The organism is Myxococcus qinghaiensis (genome assembly GCF_024198215.1).
GTDB lineage: Bacteria > Myxococcota > Myxococcia > Myxococcales > Myxococcaceae > Myxococcus > Myxococcus qinghaiensis.
Genome location: NZ_JAKCFA010000001.1, coordinates 64,820 through 80,866, shown reverse-complemented (window position 1 = coordinate 80,866; position 16,047 = coordinate 64,820). Strand labels below are relative to the sequence as shown.

Sequence of the window (16,047 nt, the reverse complement as noted above, 5' to 3'; positions counted from 1 at the left end):
GGCTCGCGGAGTGAACGCGGTGTCCTTGCACGAGTGCCCGCAGGATACCCCGAGAAGCCCCGGTGCGCGGGGGCTTGTCGCGCGTGCCTGCTATGCTCGGCGGACTCGCCACACCCTGGGTCCACCCGATGAAACGCCTTCTCCTGTCCGCCTCCGTGACTGCTCTCTTCCTTGCTCCCCTGGCGTGCGACCTGGAGAAGACAGGGGCGCAGCTCACCGCCGACCACGTCATGGTGGGCACGCTCCTGGCCACGCCCGAGGTGGAGATCTCCGCTTCGGCGCTCGCGGGCTTCGACGCCGGGACGTTCAGCCCGGATGGCGGCGACGTCATCTCGCTGCCCGCGCAGACGGCGGCCCTGGTGTTCTTCGGCACGAAGTCCGGCGAGAACTCGCAGCCCTCGGGAGTGTCCGGCGCCACGGCGACGCTGCAGCCCACGGGTGGCCAGGCCACGGCGCTGACGGAGGATGGCTCGGGCAGCTACAGCCGCACCAACGTGGGCGGGAGCGACCCGGCCCTGGTGTACCAGTCCGGCGCCACCTACCAGTTCATCGCCTCGCGCAACGGTACGCGCTACGTGGGCCAGGTCGAGGACGCGCCCATCCAGGAGGCCATCGGGAAGTTCCACCCCGCTGAGGGCTTCCTGCGCCACGCTTCCGGGGCGTCGCTGACGTTCGACCGGGCCGCGGCCTCGGGCGGCAAGGAGCGCACGCTGGGCTTCGTCACCGTGGTGCCGCTCAGCTCCGACGGCGAGAAGGGCCAGCCGACGTACTCGAACATGCCCACCACGCCGTTGGAGTTCCTCCAACTCGTCGCGGTGCCGGGCTCGTACCGCGAGGCACAGGTGACGATTCCGGGCACGGCCTTCCCTCGGCCCAATCGGACGTACCTGGTCATCTTCCAGGCCGTGCGGCTGGGCGGCGCGGAGTCCGACAACCTGTTCCTCGGCAGCGCACTGCTCGCGGGCACCGCCGACGTGGGCGTCATCCGGACGAACTGAGCCTCGTGAAGTCGCGCGCTAGGGACGGCGCCTCCACAGAGGCCCTTCCCGCGCGAAGTGTTCCTGAACCCACTGCTCACTGGCCGCCGACAGTTGCCACTCGCCCCGGCCATTGAGGACCAGGACACCGCAGCGCGCGAGCAGTGAGCGCATCGTTCGCTGCGAACGCTCATCCTCGAAGGCCGCCGCCGCGGAGGCGTAGCGCTCGGGGCCGCCCAGTGCATCGCGCAACATCAGTCCATAGGGGTCGACCAGGGCGGGTGCGCCCTGGGGAATCCCTGGCAGCCGTCCCGCGACGATGCCCCATGCGGGCTCGAAGACGCAGAGCGCCTCGTCAGCAGAAACAGCGGCGCGGATATCGTGCCCCAGCGCGAGCAGTCCACGGTCTCTCTGATTGGCGTCACCGAGGGAAGCAGGCAGCGGAGAGAGTGCCGCGAGCCCCACCACGCCTGTCATGACCACCGCGAATCGTCGCGAGCGCGCCTCCGCCCAATCGAGCAGCCACGAAGCGCCAAGCCCGGCGAGCAAGGCCGTGGCCGGTGCGAGGCTCGCGTTGTACTGGCCCCAGTAGCTCTTGGAGGACAGGAACGTCACGCAGGTGAGGAGCCAGGCTCCCGCGAAGAGCCGCTCGGCGACCGCCTCCTTCCTGCGAGCACGCACCAGCACCACGAGCAGCCCCACTCCGGTCAATGCGGAGACACCCAGGTGGCGCTCGCCCAGCATCGTCAGGAGCCGACGCCAGGTGTCCAGCTCACCATCCGGGGGACGCAGCAACTGGAAGCGCAGCAGGCCCTCGAACATCGGCCCGGGCGCGAGCGCGAAGAAGGGCCCCACCCAGACGAGCCCCACCACCAAGGCGACGCCCACGAGTCTCAAGACGCGCTGCCACTCTCCCGCAGCGCCACGAGCCCACACCGCGGCGAGCACCCAGACGCCCGCGGTCAGCTTGATGGCGCACGCGGTGGCCAGCAGGACGCCTGCCCACACGTCCTGTCGCCGCGCCCCATCCTTCCCTTCCGGGCGAAGCCACACCCACGCCATACCGAGACATGTGAGGTTGAGCAGCGGCTCCAGAAACGGGCCTCGCTCAGTCGACGCGGCCTCGGGGTAGACGGCATACACGAGCGCCGCGACGAGACCTGCCCGCATGCCCCAACGCTGCTGGGCAATGCGTCCACTCAGCACCGTGCTCACGGCGCCGAGGACGGGGATGAACCAGCGAACCACGGTGAAGGCCGTCGCGGCATCGAAGACGCGGGAGAGCGCGGCCAGCGGCGACAGCAACACCGCCAGCCCAGGAGGGTGCACGAAGAAGTAGTCGCGATAGGGCAACACCCCATGCGACAGGAGCGCGGCGGCGCTGAAGTAGACACCCTCGTCGTAGTCCACGGGATGACCGAAGGCACCGCCCCGGTGGAAGAAGCCCGCAACTCGAAGCAGCCAGGCGCCGGCCCCCACCAGCAGCAGGGGCCACCATGGATGGCGCGAGGGACTGGGGCTCGAGGGGCTGGCGTCGGACACGGAGCGTCGCGTCTACCAGAGGTCGCCGCCAGATTCGAAGGCGGGGTCTCCCCACGCCTCCATCGACTCAGCCCGCTTCGATATCCAGGTCGATGCGCCCCGCCAGCTTGAGGCGCAACAGGTGCCCCGCGAAGCGCTCGGACTCCTCGCGCCCGAGGACATTGCGGAACGTCGAGCCCTCCGCCACCTCCACCTCGAGCACGGCTCCACGCTGGAGGAGTCGGAAGAAGTCCTCCCCTCCTCCCGGGCGCGGCACGGCCAAGGGCAACATGCCCTTCACCGGAAGCACCTCTCCCGCGTCGCGCACCCGCGCCACCAACGCGGCGGCATCCGGCCTCACGTCCGAGGGCGCCACTCCCTCGTCGGGATAGAGCGGCGCGGGCGGCAGGGCCACGTCCTCCGTGGAGTCATCCAGGAGGAAGCCGTACCGCGACGGAATCCTCCCCGAGAAGAGCAGGCACAGCAGCACGGGCGTGTCACCCGACACTCGCTCGACATGGAGGATGGAGCGCTCCGTGCCCACGCGGCGCAAAAGCAACGTCAACCGCGGACGCTGCACCGCCAGGTGACGCTGCACCCGGTCCTTCAAGGTGGCGCGAATCTCCGCGAAGGCCGCCGAATAGCCCGCCTCGGACTCCGCCTCGCGCGCCGCGAGCGCCTCGCGCGTCTTCGTCAGCTTCTCCTCGGCATCGCGCAGGAAGTCCCCCGCCGACGCCGACGTGGGCACCAACCCCGGCTCCGAGGACGCCGTCGGCTCCAGGCCCGCCGCGCGCACGGCGCCCAACAGGAAGGAGCCCTGTTGATCCAACCGCTCTCGCTCCTCGCGGAACCGCGCGACGGAGGCCGCGTGCTCCACCTTCAGCTCCAGCCACGCCTCATAACCCGACTCGAGCGTCTCCAACGCCCGCAGCCGCGCCAGCGCCGCCTCCGGCCCCGACGCCGCGCTCACGGGCCCCAACGCCCCACCCTTCGTCGTCTCACTCACGGCGGCCGAGTCTACACCCTGCCCGCGAAGGGGCCGTTCTCATCCGTGGCAGGCCCGGCGACCGCGGACCCTCAGGGCCACGCGCCCCCAGCCACCGTGCGGCACGACACCGCCGACTCGCGCACCTCGACTCCCTCGCCAGAAACACGAAGGCCCCCACCCGACGCCGACTCGCGGCACACGGATGGAGGCCCTCTACGTCACGACGAGGTCCGCGCGGTGCGCACGGACAACTACGCCGTGCGGGACACGGATGACGGCGCGCCCTGGGACGGGGCCGTCTCGCCCTTGCCCAGCGTGTTCGTCAGGTACTCCTGGCCGCTCTGCAGCCGCTGCTTGAGGTCGTCCCGGAGCTGGTTGCCCGGCTTCGGAGCCAGCAGAAGGCCCAGGCCCGCGCCGACCAGGATGCCCGCCGCGAAGGCGCCCAGCACCGGCAACACGTCCTCCGCCGCGCTGCGACGGCTCTCCAGGCCGATGAGGTTGAGCAGGTCGTCCTTGTCCATCTTCTTCAGGGCGTTCAGGTTCATTCGTGACTCCAACAGGCTGTTACGTCGTGGGGGGATGAGACAGCAAACGCTAGTAGGACGGAGGGCGCGGAGTCCCAGCCGCGGACGCATCCGCCGACGCGGAGCCTTCCCGCGCGGGCGAGCCCATCACGCTCCGCCCCGTCTGATAACCCTGGAAGGCCGTCTCGGCCATGCCCAGCAGCTCGTCCTTCACCAGGGGCAGCGCCGCCAGCCGCACGCCCAGCTTGAGGATGCGCGCGGTCAGCGGCGTGAAGAGCCCACCGCCCAGCACGTAGCCCACGCCAATCGCCGCGGCGATCATCCCGTACGGGTTGCGCTCCACGCGGCCGCGCAAATCCAACGTCTGTCCCAGGTCACCCACCGCGCCCCTCGCATCGCTCCAGAGCTGCTGCGCCTCCGAGCCAATCTGGTCCACCCGCTGGCCGAATCCCGCGTCCGAGCCGTGCTCACGGGACGAAGGGTTGCCGTTGCCTGAAGCCCCTGGATAGTTCGTCATGAGTGCCCTCTCTTCAGCGACGCGAGGCGATACGCCCGACAAGGAAGCCCACGGCCACCGCGCCCAACAGGCACGTACCCGGGTTGGCGCGGATGAAGCTCACCACGCGGTTGTTCATGTCCACCAGGTTCTGCCGCGCCTCATCAATCTGCGGCACCACGCGGTCCTGGAGCTGACGGGCCCGGTCGGCCACCTGCTGCGGATTCAAGTCCATGAAGGTCTTCTCCTCGGTTCAGTCAAAAGGTGAAACCACGAAGTCATCGGCCCGCGCTCAGCGGCGCGAGCCCAACAGGAATCCCACGGCGAAGGCCGCGGCCACGCACTCATGCGGATGGCGGCGCACCCACTCGCGCCAGTCGGCGGCGACCGCCACCTCCTCGCGCAGCGCGCTCACCGACGTGGCCAGCTCCTCACGCGTCCGCTCGATATCCTGACGCAGGGTCGCGCTGGTGCGAGGCCCCGCCGTCTTCGGATGTCCATTGCTAGCGCCCATTCGAAAGTTCCTTCACAGGGGCCGGTGCCGCCAGGGCCGCCATGCTCCGCGTCAGCTCATCCGTCGTGTCGTCCATCATCTTCCGCGTCTTCAACCGCTGCATCGCCCAGGCGATACCACCCCCACCCGCCACCAGGTTGAGCAGTGACACCATCCCGAGCGCCCCGGCCCACCCCAGGTACGGGGACAGCACCGCCGCGAGCGCACCGCACGCGAAGGCGTACCCCACCAGGATGAAGGGCACGAAGGCGGCGATCATCGCCACGTTCATGCCCGTGGCCTTCAGGTCCTCCGTGAGCTCCAGCCGCGCCAGCTGGAGATGCTGCGTCACCAGCCGGCTGAAGCTGTCCGCCATGCGGCCGACGAGCGCGGCCAGGCCACGCTCCGTCTGTTCGCTCCCCACGTGCATTCACTCTCCGGCCGGCGCTCACGTCCTTACAGAAGTGGCGCCAACCTAGGCACCCCTGCCCTCCGGGACAACCTCCTCCCGGCGTTTCTGTCCGGCGTTCGCAAGCGTCAGCCAGTCAACGCGCCCGCCGGTCCCCCAGGCTACCCGATGAGCTCCACCGGTGGAGAGAGGTTGGACGCCGTCTGGGCGACGGGCGCCGCGAAGCGCAGGACGAGCGGCAGGTGGTCGGATGCAATGCGACTGCGCTCCGTCCGGTGAGGGTGGATGGCGAGCGGCTTCACGCCCGAATCCACGTAGATGCGGTCCAACCGCAGCACGGGCCACCGCGTGGGGTAGGTCCGAGCCGGCGTCCCCAGCTCCAGCGCCGCGTCGTGGATGGCCTGGCGCACCAGCGAGGGCACCGCGCCGTTTCCCCAGTAGTTGAAGTCCCCGCACACCACGGCCGGGTCCTTGCGCACGGCGTCTCGGAGGATGTCCGAGCCCAGCAGCAACGCCTCCTGACGCCTGCGCTCCGACACCCGCAGGCCCAGGTGGAGCGAGAAGACATGGAGCTGCTGTCCCCCGCCCAGGTCCAGGTCGCAGCGCAGCGCGCCCCGAGGCTCGCGCCGCCCCACGCTCAGGTCATAGTTCTTCGAGTGGAGGATGGGCAGCCGCGTGAGGACGGCGTTGCCGTAGCGCCGGCCGTTGCGCACCACGTTGGGGCCAAAGGCCATGTGCATCCCGAGCATGTCCGCCAGGTGCTCGGGCTGGTCCTCACGAGAGGTGCGCGCACGGAAGTCGCCCACCTCCTGGAGTGCGACAATGTCCGCTCCGACTTCCCGGAGCACCTCACCCACGCGGCCCAGGTCGAACCGGCCGTCCGTCCCGATGCCGCTGTGGATGTTGTAACTGACGAGCGTCAGCTCCACGGAGCGCGGCTATCCGTGGAGGGGGTTGAGGCGCCGCGCCGCCAGGCGAACCACCTCGAAGGGCAGCGCCGCCAGCCGCGCCACCGCCTTGGCCGCGTCCCCCAGTCCGCCGCGCAGCGTCTGCAGCTGACGCCCCGCCTCGTCGATGAGGTCCGGCAGCCGGCCGCGAGGAGGCTGCTCGCTCGTGGGAGGCAGCGCGCCAATGGGCGTGGTGTTCCGGATGACGGGCTCCTGCTTCGGCGCGTCCTTCGACGCCATCTTCTTGTTCTTGTCCTCCCTCACCTTGTCCTCGCGCGCGGCGCGCTTCGACGCCGCGCGAGCGGGCATCGACGTGCCGTGGGAGAACTTGCCGTCGGGTTCCTGGCGCGCCAGCTCCTCCAGCTGCGCCTCCATCTGTCGCGCGTGGAAGATCTCCTCCGTCTCGGAGAAGGACTTGCCGTAGTGGACTCCTTCGCGCGCCGCCAGCTCTTCGGTCTGCGAACGGGATTGAGCGAGGTGCTCCTTGTCCCGCCGACGCATGCTGCGGCTCTGCGGCAGAGTCTTCGGCGCCTGGAAATGGTCGAAGCTATAGGGACGAGGCATCCGCGAGTCTCCAAGAGTAATTGGGTCCAAGCAGAAGCTAGGAAGCCTGACGGCGCGCCGGTACGGCTTGACGCGGTGGCTGACAGTCGGCTGCCTGCTCTCCAGCCCGCCGGCCCGCGATTCCAAGCCCCTGCGACGTCCAAGTGCCGACAATGTCAGGCGTGCGCCGCCCGCTCGGAGACCGAGCAGCGGTGCGGGGACGAGCAGGCACCCCAGCGGGCGCTCGTGGGCAAAGGAGCAGCCGTCCGACACCTCGATTTCCCACCCTGGGAAGAGTCCGGGATTTCGTGGTGTAAAGAACGGCTCATGGCTCCGCACCCCGCTCGCTGGTTGTATTCCGCGCCCTCCCACGCGCTGCTCGCACTGCTCGCCCTCGGTGCGAAGGCCCAGGCCGCCGAGCCGAAGCCCGCGCCCGTCGTCCTCCCCGCCCCCTCGGTGGAGGCCTCCGTCGCGTCCCAGGCGCGCCCCCTGCTCTCGCTCCAGCCCGGCACGGCCAAGCCCGGCGACCCGGTGGTGGTCGCGGTGCGGGGCATGGCGGGGATGCCCACGGGCACGCTCGCGGGGCGTCCGCTGCGCTTCTTCGCGTGGGGGGATGGCTTCCTCGCGGTGACGGGGCTCCCGGTGGAGCTGGCGCCGGGCAGCGCGCTGGCGCAGGTGGTGGGCCCGTCCTCGCTGGGAGGCGCGCCGTTGGAGCTGACCGGGAGCCTGGACGTGGTGGAGCCGGGCTATCCGTCGCGCGAGCTGCGCGTGTCCGGCAAGTACGTGGCGCCTCCGGCGTCGGTGAAGGCGCGCATCGTCGCGGACCGGAAGGCCTTCGCGGTGGCCTTCTCCCAGCCCTTCAGCGCGCCGCACTTCGCGCAGAACTTCGTCTGGCCCCGGCAGGACCGCATCACCGCGCCCTTCGGAGACCGGCGCACCTTCAACGGCAAGCTGTCCAGCCAGCACTTCGGCGTGGACATCGACGGGGACCCGGGCGCGCCGGTGACGGCCAGCAACGAGGGCACCGTCGTCATGGCGCGCGACAACTACTCCTCCGGCAAGACGGTGCTCGTGCACCACGGCGGAGACCTCTTCACCGCGTACTTCCACCTGTCGAAAATCCAGGTGAAGAAGGGCGACAAGGTGCAGCAGGGCCAGCCGCTGGGGCTCGTGGGCAGCACCGGCCGCGTCACCGGCCCGCACCTGCACTGGGGCGTGAAGGTGGATGGCATCTGGGTGGACGGCGAGTCGCTGCTGCGCCTGGACTTCTTCCCGCCCACCGCGCCCGCCGTGGCCAGCGGGGACACCGCGCTCAACAACCCCTGAGCGCGGCCCCCCTGAGCTCGGCTCGACGACGCTCGCGCCAGCTCAGCGGTCGTTCCACTTCGGCGGGCGCTTCTCCATGAACGCGGAGACGCCCTCGCCGGCATCGTCGGCCAGCACGTTGAGCGACAGCTGCGAGGCGAGGAACTCCAGCGCCGCGGGCAGCGGCAGGTCCTCCGCCGTGAAGAAGGCGCGCCGGCCCAGGGCGAGCACCGCCTGGCTCTTGCCAGCCAGCTTCCCCGCCAGCGCCGCCACGGTGGCATCCAGCTCCGCCGCCGGCACCACGCGGTTGAGCAGGCCCAGCGCCAGCGCGTCGCGCGCGGGGAGCCGGTCCCCCGTCAGCACCAGCTCCAGCGCCCGCTTGCGGCCCACGTGACGCTGCAGGAGCGCCATCATCATCATCGGGAACAGGCCCACGTCGATTTCGGGCGTGCCCAGGTCCGCGCCCTCCACCGCGACGGCCAGGTCACACGCGAGCACCAGTCCCAGGCCGCCCGCCAGCGCGTGCCCGTTGACGCGCGCCACCGTGGGCTTGCGCGCCTCCTGGAACCGGGTCAGCAGCTTGCCGTAGGAGCGGCGCCCGTCGTGGGTGGCGAGGAAGCCCCCGTCGCCCACCATCTGCCCCAGGTCTCCGCCCGCGCAGAAGACCTTCTCTCCGGCGCCGGTGAGCACCACCACGCGCACGGCGGGGTCCGCCTCCGCGCGCTCCAGCCCGTCCGTCAGCGCCTTCACCACCGTGGGCGACAAGGCGTTGCGCGCCTTGGGCCGGTTGATGGTCAGGTTCGCTTGGGGGCCTTGGACTTCGTAGAGGACTTCTCCGACGACGGCTTCTCCGGCTTCCATGCGGCGGTCTCCGCGCCTGGCGACGCGTCCGCCAGCACGCCATGAAGGAAGGTATCGGCGATCTGCGCCTTCGCCCGCTCCAGCGCCTGCGCGTCCCGCGAGTCCGCGAGCCCCGTCACGAAGGCCGTCAGTCCCATCTCAATCGCGCCGAACAGCAGGGCGGAGGACAGGAGCGGGTCCGTGTCCGCGCGCAGCTCCCCCGCCTCCTTCGCCCGGATGAACAGCTCCGAGCTCAGGCGGATGGCGTCCACGAAGGCCGTCTGCCGGTTGATGCGCGAGCCCGCGGGACTCCGGGCAATCTCCAGGATGAGGACCTTCACCGCGCGCGGGTCCACCCGGTACGCCTCGAAGGCCACGTCCACCACGCCGTGCACCTTGGCCGAAAGCGGCCCCTCGCCCTCCACCACCGCGCGCACGCGCGTGACGAAGCCGCTCCAGCCCGTGTCGAACACGGTCTCGAGCAGCTCATCCTTGTTCTTGAAGTAGTGGTAGACGAGGCCGTAGGCGACTCCCGCCTCCTTCGCCACGTCCGCGATGCGGCAGCCGTGATAGCCCTTCCGGGCGAACACATCGATGGCCGCTCGAAGGATGGTCCGGCGGCGCTCGCTCTCGCGATTCCCGTTGTCCGCCGCCGACTTGCTCTGGGCCACGACGTCCTCCACCGACTGGTTGATTCTTCAATCAGCCGGCGTGGACCCTACGAACGCGGGCCCCCGGGGTCAATGGGTACTTCTCCGGGGGGCCCGCGCGAGACGGGGAACTAGAGCACGTCGCCAGAAACGGTGGGCGCGGTGAGGAACACCTTGTGGCCCTCAAGCTGCGCGGCGGTGTACGTGCAGGTGGCGGCCGTCTTCCAGTTGACCGGCGCCGGGAACGGCCCGGGCTGCGGCTCCTGGGTAACGTCGTGCTTGTCGCTGATGAGGTAGCGCTCCACGCTGTACGACGGGTACGTGAGCGGAATCATCCCGCTGATGAAGGGGTCGACCTTCACCGGCCCCTCGGCGCCGCCGGTGCAACCATCCGCCCCCGAGTTCTGGGCGATGTGGTTGTACCAGGGGTCGGACACCAGGAAGGTGGCGCTGGCCGAGCCGAAGTGGTCGATGTGGACATTGGTCGCCGGAGGCGCCGGGGAGATCTGCCGATACGTGTCCGGCCGGTCCAACTCGTGGGGCACGCCCGTCCAGAGGATGCGCTCCTGGACCCAGATGTTCGTGGACGCGTCATAGGCGCCGTTCTTGCCGTTCCACCGGCCATCGCCGTTGGTGTCGACGAAGCGCTCGCCCGGGTCCCACGTGCCGTTGTCGTTGTTGTCGACGAAGGGCTCGGTCAGGTCCACGAAGGCCTCGCCCGTATCCCACTGGCCGTTGTTGTTGTCGTCGTCGAAGGCCTCCTCGCCCGTGGTGACGGCGATGATGGCGACCAGGTTGTCGCGCGGGTTGTTGATGATGCCCGGGCGGATGGGGTCGGCGCGCTGGGGCTCCGGACGGTTGATGAACGGATTGGGCGGGGTGCTGTAGGCCGCCAGGGGGTTCTGATCCCACAGGAAGGGCTGCATCCACAGCGGGGCCAGGTACTCACCGGTGTGGGTGGCGTCGTTGGTGGGCGTCCAGGAGAACTCGCCCGGCGCCACGTCCTCGGGCAGCGGCAGCGAGCTCTTGTAGAGGGCCTCCGCGTTGCCCACCACCTCCTCGGCCGACGGCGTCGTCGGTTCAATCGTGCCGGCCTCGGTGAGGAAGGACACCTGCGCCCCCACGATGCCGTCGCCGTTGCGATCACCCACGTGGGCGATGCAGCGCACCTTCACGCCGGCGATGAGGTTGCGCGCCTCATCCCAGGCGCCAATGGCGTGGTGCAGACCGGACCCGTCACCGGACCACGAGCCGCACTGGAACGTGAGCTGACGGGAGCTGGAGTCGGTGCCCGCGAAGCTGATGACCGGGGAGATGACCGACTTGGCCTCCGCACCCGTGCCCGCCGACGCGACGACGACCACCGAGGCGACGCGGCCTCCTCGGGCGACCACCTGCATGGAGACGATACCGTCACCGGGGTTGGTCGTCCCCACGGTGGGAGAAAGCTCGACACCCGGTACCGGTGACTGGAGGGTGAAGGTCACCTGCGTGCCGGCTTGCGCCATGCCTCGCGAGTCCACCGCGCGGAAGCGCAGGGTGGTGATTTCTCCCAGTCGCGGCCTAGCCGGAGACTGATCCACGAACTCAAGCGTGGCAGGAGCTGGCGAAGAGCACGCCAACAACACCATGCTCGTAACGGCCACGAACGAGGCCAGACCCGGACGCATCAGCGACGACTCCTTGACGAAGAAGGAAGCGCGCTGTGCGCGAGCAGCGCACAGCGCATCTCCATCATCTTCCAGGTCAACCTACCGTCCAGTCAAGGACAGGACAGGAAGACCTCGGGGCCCTTGCGTCCAATCAGGGCCCCGAAGGTGCGATTCAGGCGATGGTGCCGCTGAACATCACCCGGGCGACCCCCAGCAGGCGGTCCACGTCCCGTGCGGTGAGGCCCCGGGCGCGCGCGAAATCAGAAAGAGGACGCAGCAGGTCCTCCGTCTGGGCAAGGGACTGCTCCGTTCCCGTGAAAAGCTCTCCAAGGCTGACGCCGAGGGCGTTGGCCAGGGCGGCGAGCGTTTCAACGTGGGGAACACGCTCTCCACGCTCGATCATGGAAAGGAAAGAGACGCTGATCTGAGCCCGCTCCGCGAGCTCCTCCTGCGTCCACCGCTCCGGCCTCTGCGTACGAAGCTCGCGGATGCGCTGGCCGATTCGTTTTCCGAGATCCGACACGAAGTACTTCTCCTGGCTGCTTGGGGTTTGTGGAACCACCATGCACATGGGGTGATTCCTAGCCGCCCGAACCGAACGACCCGACACCGGCGACGCTGACATTGACATCGGAAAATTCCAACCGATTATCACGCCGCAAAGTCACAACCCCCTCGATTCGCCAGCAGTCACACGCTGGTCCATACGACACGCCCAGTGTCTGCTGGGCGAAGGGCTTGGACTCTTGGGTTGTTGGATCTTGGTAAAGGGGCTGCACTAGAGCTTCGTACCGCACCCCGAGGCCAAATCCGAGCCTCAAACGCGTACCCGCGATGAGAGCTTGGGCCCGCTCGGCCGGGGGGAAGCCGGGCGTTTCCCGGGATACGCCGCCTACCAGGGCGTCCAGAGGGCGGCGGATGGCATCTGGCCCCTGGGCGAAGGGGGACTCGCCGCGATCAATGGCGAGCTGACTGGTGGTGAGGATGTCGTCGTAGCGGGCATACAGCGCGTGGCCCTTGCCATCGTCGATGCTGAAGTCCGCGCTGAGCTGGGTGATGCGGCCGGACCGCGGGTCCATCCTGACCAGGCCTCCGGCGTTGAGCACCCCGGCGCTCACGCTGAGCCGCGCGAAGGTGTCCCGGAGGACGGGTTCAGGGTCCCCGAGTTTGTTGGCGGCCGGAACATACCGCGTCAGGTCGAAGCCCTGGCCCAGGCGCAGCCGGATGGGCTCGCGGACCAGGGTGCCCGTCTTGACGCGCAGGGACTGGTCCACGGCGAGCACGCCCTGGAGGAAGCCCCGGGTGGAGCCGTCGAGCGCGAGCGGCACGGCGCGGTCAATCTCGTCATACGGCTGGGCGAGACTGTCGTCCTCGGCGCCCGCGGAAGGCACCCTGCCCCACCCGCCCGGCACGTAGCGCAGCTCCAGCGAGGGCGAGAAGGTGTGGCGGTAGCTGGACTTCGCGCCCGTCCAGGTGCGGCTCCACTGCGTGTCCAGCAGGAGCCCGCCAATGGGATAGCCGCGCTGCCAGGTCCTTGCGGAGTACTCGCCGGCCCACACGTCCTGGCGCAGCGACAGGGACGGCGTCACGCGCGCGACGTCCCCCAGCGCCACGGAGGTGGACAGGCGCGACGTGAAGTCGATGCGGTCTCTCGCCTCGCGATCACGCGTGTCGAAGAGGCCGTTGGCCTGGCCGGGGTCCACCATGCCAGGGGGGAGGACGCCCAGAGGGAGGTAGTTGCCATCGCGGCGGAAGACCCCGTCGACGCCTTCGTCCCCGAAGCCTCCATGGATGGGGGCTTGGCGGGTGAACTCCGCGCGCAGCGCTCCGGAGATGCCACCCAGCAGCGGGCGCTCGGGCAGAGACCAGAGGAGTCCGGGCAGCCGCTGGAAGGTGCGCGGTGAAGGCAGGTCCGGCCGCAGCGGGTCGACCGCCGCGGGGACGCGGTTGTCCTGGAAGAAGCGATAGGGCCAGCGGATGTCCTGGCGCAACACCACGTCCAGGCCCGCGTAGGAGTCTTCCTGGCGCCGGAAGACGGTGGCGGTGCTGCGCAGGTACTCCAACCCCTGGATGATGATGTCGGCGGTGAGGTCGCGCGTGTAGTTGCCATCGGAGACGAACGACGCGTCCACCCGGTCGTACCAACCGGAGCCCAGGTCCTGGAAGTGCTGCCAGGAGGCCTCGCCGCGCAATCCTCGAGGGGTGTCGATGATTTTCGCGATTCCGTTCGAATCCAACGGATAGCGGAAGAAGTCCGGCCACAGGCCCGCCGGGTTCACCCGGGGCCGTGAGTCGTACAGGAACCCGAGTGTGGCGCGCCCCCGCGTCCGCTCGCTGGGTACGTAGCGGAACTCCGTGAGCAGCCGGGGGCCCTTCACGCCGTTGAGGCGGGGCTCCTTGTAGGTGATCGTGTTCTTCGTCTCGGGATCGTTATCGGGGTCGCGCTGCAGTTCCAGGAGCGCGCCGCCGTTGTAGTAGCCCGGCGTGAAGGTCATGTCGTAGCTGCGCCCTAGCGTGACGAAGAAGGGCTGCTCCAGGCCCAGGCCGTTGATGCTGGAGAACCGGGGGCTGGGGATGAGGAAGCCCGTGCGGCGCTCGGCCAGGGGCAGGTACACCCAGGGCAGCGCGAAGATGGGGACGGACTGGATGTAGACGACGGGCCAGGTGAGCGTGGCGCGCTCGCCGAGGATGACGTTGGCGGAGCTGGCCTCCATGCGCCAGGTCGGTGTGCCGGGGCCGCACTCGCACGGGGTGAAGGCCAGGTCATCCACCACGAAGGCGTTGGGGCCGGTGCGGCGGATGCGCGAGCCACTCAAGATGATGGGCGTCTCCCCCATGGCGCGCAGCTCCTGGGGCGTCTTCGCCGTGAGCAGCGCCTCCTGGGTGACGCCCTTCTTCTGCATGAAGAGGCCACCCTTGAGCGTGGCCACGAAGGAGCGGATGTCCACGCGCACGTCGTCCGCCACCGCGACCATGCCGTCCGGGCCCACGAACATGACGTTGCCGGTGGCCGTGGCCACCTGGTTCGTCTCGTCGTACGTCACCTCGTCCGAGCGCAGCAGCATCTCCCCGGTGCGCAGCTCGCAGTGGCCGCGCGCGGTGAGAAGCTGCTTGTCGGACTCGTAGGTGAGGAAGTCGGCGGCCAGCTCCACCGTCTCGCCGGAGGGAAGCTGGACCTGGGTGGCGAGCGGAATCTGCGCTGACGAGACGAGCAGCGCTGCGGCGAGCGGAACGAGGAGGCCCATTCAGGGATGCAGGGTATGCCGCGCCACGGCCGCGCGGTCGCCCTTATCACCGAGCCGGGCGCTGAAAATCCAACGAAATGACGTTGCCGTCCTGCTTCGCCTGCACCGGGGCCTGCTGCCGGAGCTGGATGGTGACTCGCACATCGCGGCCGGACGCATCGGCCTCCACCCGGGTGACGGGGGAGTTGAAGTACGACGTGTCCAGCGGCCGGGTGTTGTTGCTCAGGTCGATGCGGCTGTTCTCCAGCTCCAGCACCACCGCGTTGCCCTGCTCGCTCACGGTGTAGCGCGCCGGCTCGTTGGTGCGGATGAAGACGCGGGAGACTCCGGCCTGCTGCTGGAAGCCCACCAGCGTCATCGTCTTGCGGCGCGACGACACCTCGGACGAATCCGAGCCGCTGGCCACCTCGCGACGCGGGCGGGGCGTGGCGGCGGCCACCCGCTCCTGCTGGCGACGCTCGCGCTCGGCGCGGGCCTCCTCCTCACGCTGGCGGCGGGCCTCGGCGGCCTCCTCCGCGGCGGCCTGGGCGGCGGCGCGCTTCTCCTCGGCGGCCGTCTTCGCGGCGGCGAGCGCCTCCGCCTTCTGGCGCTTCTTCTCGTCGGCGGCGGACTCGGAGGACGCACGACGCTCGTCGGCGGCGGCCTGCGCGGAGGCACGGGCCTCCTCTTCCTGACGCTTGCGCTCGTCCGCGGCGGCCTGCGCGGAGGCACGGGCCTCCTCTTCCTGACGCTTGCGCTCGTCCGCGGCGGCCTGCGCGGCGCGCTGCTCGTCCTCGCGCTGGGACGCGGCGCGGGCCTCGGCCTCCTGCTGGCGCTGGCGCTCGGCGTCCGCATCCTGCCTGGCGCGGGCGCTCGCCTCGGCGGCGGCCTTCTCCTGCGCCTGACGTTCGGCCTCGGCGCGGGCGGTGGCCTCGGCGGCGGCCTTCTCCTGCGCCTGACGTTCGGCCTCGGCGGCGGCGGCGGCCTGCGCGGCGGTGCCGTCCGTCGTGGGCCGCGCGGCGGGCTCCGGCTGCGTGGTGGGAGCCTGGGGAGCCTGGGCCACGGCCTGCCCGCCTCCGCCGGCGACCTTCACGACGAGCTGGGTGTCGGTGGCCTGGATGTCCGTCTCCACCTCGCGCTCGTAGCCGATGAGCACGCGGGCGATGGCGGAGTCATCCGAGCCGTAGCTGGCGGTGCGGATGCCCGTCACCGTGCCATTGCCCACCTGCGTCTCCTCGGGGACACCGGAGAAGACGGCCTCGGCGATGTCGATGACGAGCCGGGGCGGGTCCGTCATGGTGAAGGTGGTGAAGTTCGCCTTCTTCGAGCCGGTGATGGTCACCGTCCCGCCATTCACCTGCACGCCGGTGATGGTGTTCAGGTTCGCCGGAGCCTGCGCGAGCGCCCAGAAGGGCACGAGCACCACACCGAGCAGCCACACCGCTGAGGCCTTCATCGAACCACTCCCCTTCACGTTG

General features: G+C 69.9%; 17 protein-coding genes. 2 read left to right on the top strand and 15 right to left on the bottom strand.

Annotation, left to right across the window (positions count from 1 at the left end; all coding sequences use genetic code 11):
- Positions 1 to 128: 128 nt before the first annotated feature.
- On the top strand, positions 129 to 998 hold the full coding sequence (locus LZ199_RS00375) for a hypothetical protein (protein ID WP_253991622.1): 870 nt from the start codon (positions 129 to 131) through the stop codon (positions 996 to 998).
- Positions 999 to 1,016: 18 nt separating this feature from the next.
- Here LZ199_RS00375 and LZ199_RS00370 read toward each other — a convergent pair whose 3' ends face one another.
- The 9 genes from LZ199_RS00370 to LZ199_RS00330 form a co-directional block, all read right to left on the bottom strand.
- On the bottom strand, positions 1,017 to 2,519 hold the full coding sequence (locus LZ199_RS00370; protein ID WP_253991621.1) for a glycosyltransferase family 39 protein: 1,503 nt from the start codon (positions 2,517 to 2,519) through the stop codon (positions 1,017 to 1,019).
- A gap of 67 nt (positions 2,520 to 2,586) precedes the next feature.
- Positions 2,587 to 3,504: a hypothetical protein gene (locus LZ199_RS00365; RefSeq protein WP_253991620.1), complete on the bottom strand. Its 918-nt coding sequence runs from the start codon at positions 3,502 to 3,504 to the stop codon at positions 2,587 to 2,589.
- Positions 3,505 to 3,737: 233 nt separating this feature from the next.
- Entirely contained in the window at positions 3,738 to 4,031 is a 294-nt protein-coding gene (locus LZ199_RS00360; RefSeq protein WP_253991619.1) for a YtxH domain-containing protein, read from the bottom strand.
- Between the two features lie 49 nt (positions 4,032 to 4,080).
- Positions 4,081 to 4,527 (bottom strand): hypothetical protein, encoded by a 447-nt coding sequence (locus tag LZ199_RS00355; RefSeq protein ID WP_253991618.1) that lies wholly within the window; start codon positions 4,525 to 4,527, stop codon positions 4,081 to 4,083.
- 13 nt (positions 4,528 to 4,540) lie between these two features.
- The gene (locus tag LZ199_RS00350; protein ID WP_253991617.1) at positions 4,541 to 4,741 is read right to left on the bottom strand and encodes a hypothetical protein; all 201 of its coding nucleotides are present in this window, start codon (positions 4,739 to 4,741) and stop codon (positions 4,541 to 4,543) included.
- A gap of 57 nt (positions 4,742 to 4,798) precedes the next feature.
- Positions 4,799 to 5,020, bottom strand: a complete 222-nt coding sequence (locus tag LZ199_RS00345; protein ID WP_163868463.1) for a DUF3618 domain-containing protein — start codon at positions 5,018 to 5,020, stop codon at positions 4,799 to 4,801.
- Positions 5,010 to 5,429 carry a phage holin family protein gene (locus LZ199_RS00340; RefSeq protein ID WP_253991616.1) on the bottom strand — a complete coding sequence of 140 codons (420 nt, stop codon included), beginning with the start codon at positions 5,427 to 5,429 and terminating at the stop codon, positions 5,010 to 5,012. The genes LZ199_RS00345 and LZ199_RS00340 overlap by 11 nt, the downstream gene beginning before the upstream one ends.
- A 140-nt stretch (positions 5,430 to 5,569) precedes the next feature.
- Entirely contained in the window at positions 5,570 to 6,337 is a 768-nt protein-coding gene (locus tag LZ199_RS00335; protein WP_253991615.1) for an endonuclease/exonuclease/phosphatase family protein, read from the bottom strand.
- A 9-nt stretch (positions 6,338 to 6,346) separates the two neighbouring features.
- Entirely contained in the window at positions 6,347 to 6,919 is a 573-nt protein-coding gene (locus tag LZ199_RS00330; RefSeq protein ID WP_253991614.1) for a hypothetical protein, read from the bottom strand.
- Between the two features lie 306 nt (positions 6,920 to 7,225).
- Between LZ199_RS00330 and LZ199_RS00325 the strand changes: the two genes are divergently transcribed.
- Positions 7,226 to 8,224 (top strand): M23 family metallopeptidase, encoded by a 999-nt coding sequence (locus LZ199_RS00325; protein ID WP_253991613.1) that lies wholly within the window; start codon positions 7,226 to 7,228, stop codon positions 8,222 to 8,224.
- A gap of 42 nt (positions 8,225 to 8,266) precedes the next feature.
- Here the strand turns inward: LZ199_RS00325 and LZ199_RS00320 are convergent, their stop codons facing one another.
- The 6 genes from LZ199_RS00320 to LZ199_RS00295 form a co-directional block, all read right to left on the bottom strand.
- Positions 8,267 to 9,064 (bottom strand): enoyl-CoA hydratase/isomerase family protein, encoded by a 798-nt coding sequence (locus tag LZ199_RS00320; protein WP_253991612.1) that lies wholly within the window; start codon positions 9,062 to 9,064, stop codon positions 8,267 to 8,269.
- A complete protein-coding gene (locus LZ199_RS00315) occupies positions 8,998 to 9,714 on the bottom strand; it encodes a TetR/AcrR family transcriptional regulator (protein ID WP_253991611.1) in 717 nt (238 codons plus the stop codon). The genes LZ199_RS00320 and LZ199_RS00315 overlap by 67 nt, the downstream gene beginning before the upstream one ends.
- 110 nt (positions 9,715 to 9,824) lie before the next feature.
- The gene (locus tag LZ199_RS00310; protein WP_253991610.1) at positions 9,825 to 11,363 is read right to left on the bottom strand and encodes a hypothetical protein; all 1,539 of its coding nucleotides are present in this window, start codon (positions 11,361 to 11,363) and stop codon (positions 9,825 to 9,827) included.
- A 154-nt stretch (positions 11,364 to 11,517) separates the two neighbouring features.
- Entirely contained in the window at positions 11,518 to 11,916 is a 399-nt protein-coding gene (locus tag LZ199_RS00305; protein ID WP_253991609.1) for a helix-turn-helix domain-containing protein, read from the bottom strand.
- Positions 11,917 to 11,926: 10 nt separating this feature from the next.
- The gene (locus LZ199_RS00300) at positions 11,927 to 14,590 is read right to left on the bottom strand and encodes an LPS-assembly protein LptD (RefSeq protein WP_253991608.1); all 2,664 of its coding nucleotides are present in this window, start codon (positions 14,588 to 14,590) and stop codon (positions 11,927 to 11,929) included.
- A 46-nt stretch (positions 14,591 to 14,636) separates the two neighbouring features.
- A complete protein-coding gene (locus tag LZ199_RS00295; protein WP_253991607.1) occupies positions 14,637 to 16,025 on the bottom strand; it encodes an AMIN domain-containing protein in 1,389 nt (462 codons plus the stop codon).
- Positions 16,026 to 16,047: the final 22 nt, after the last annotated feature.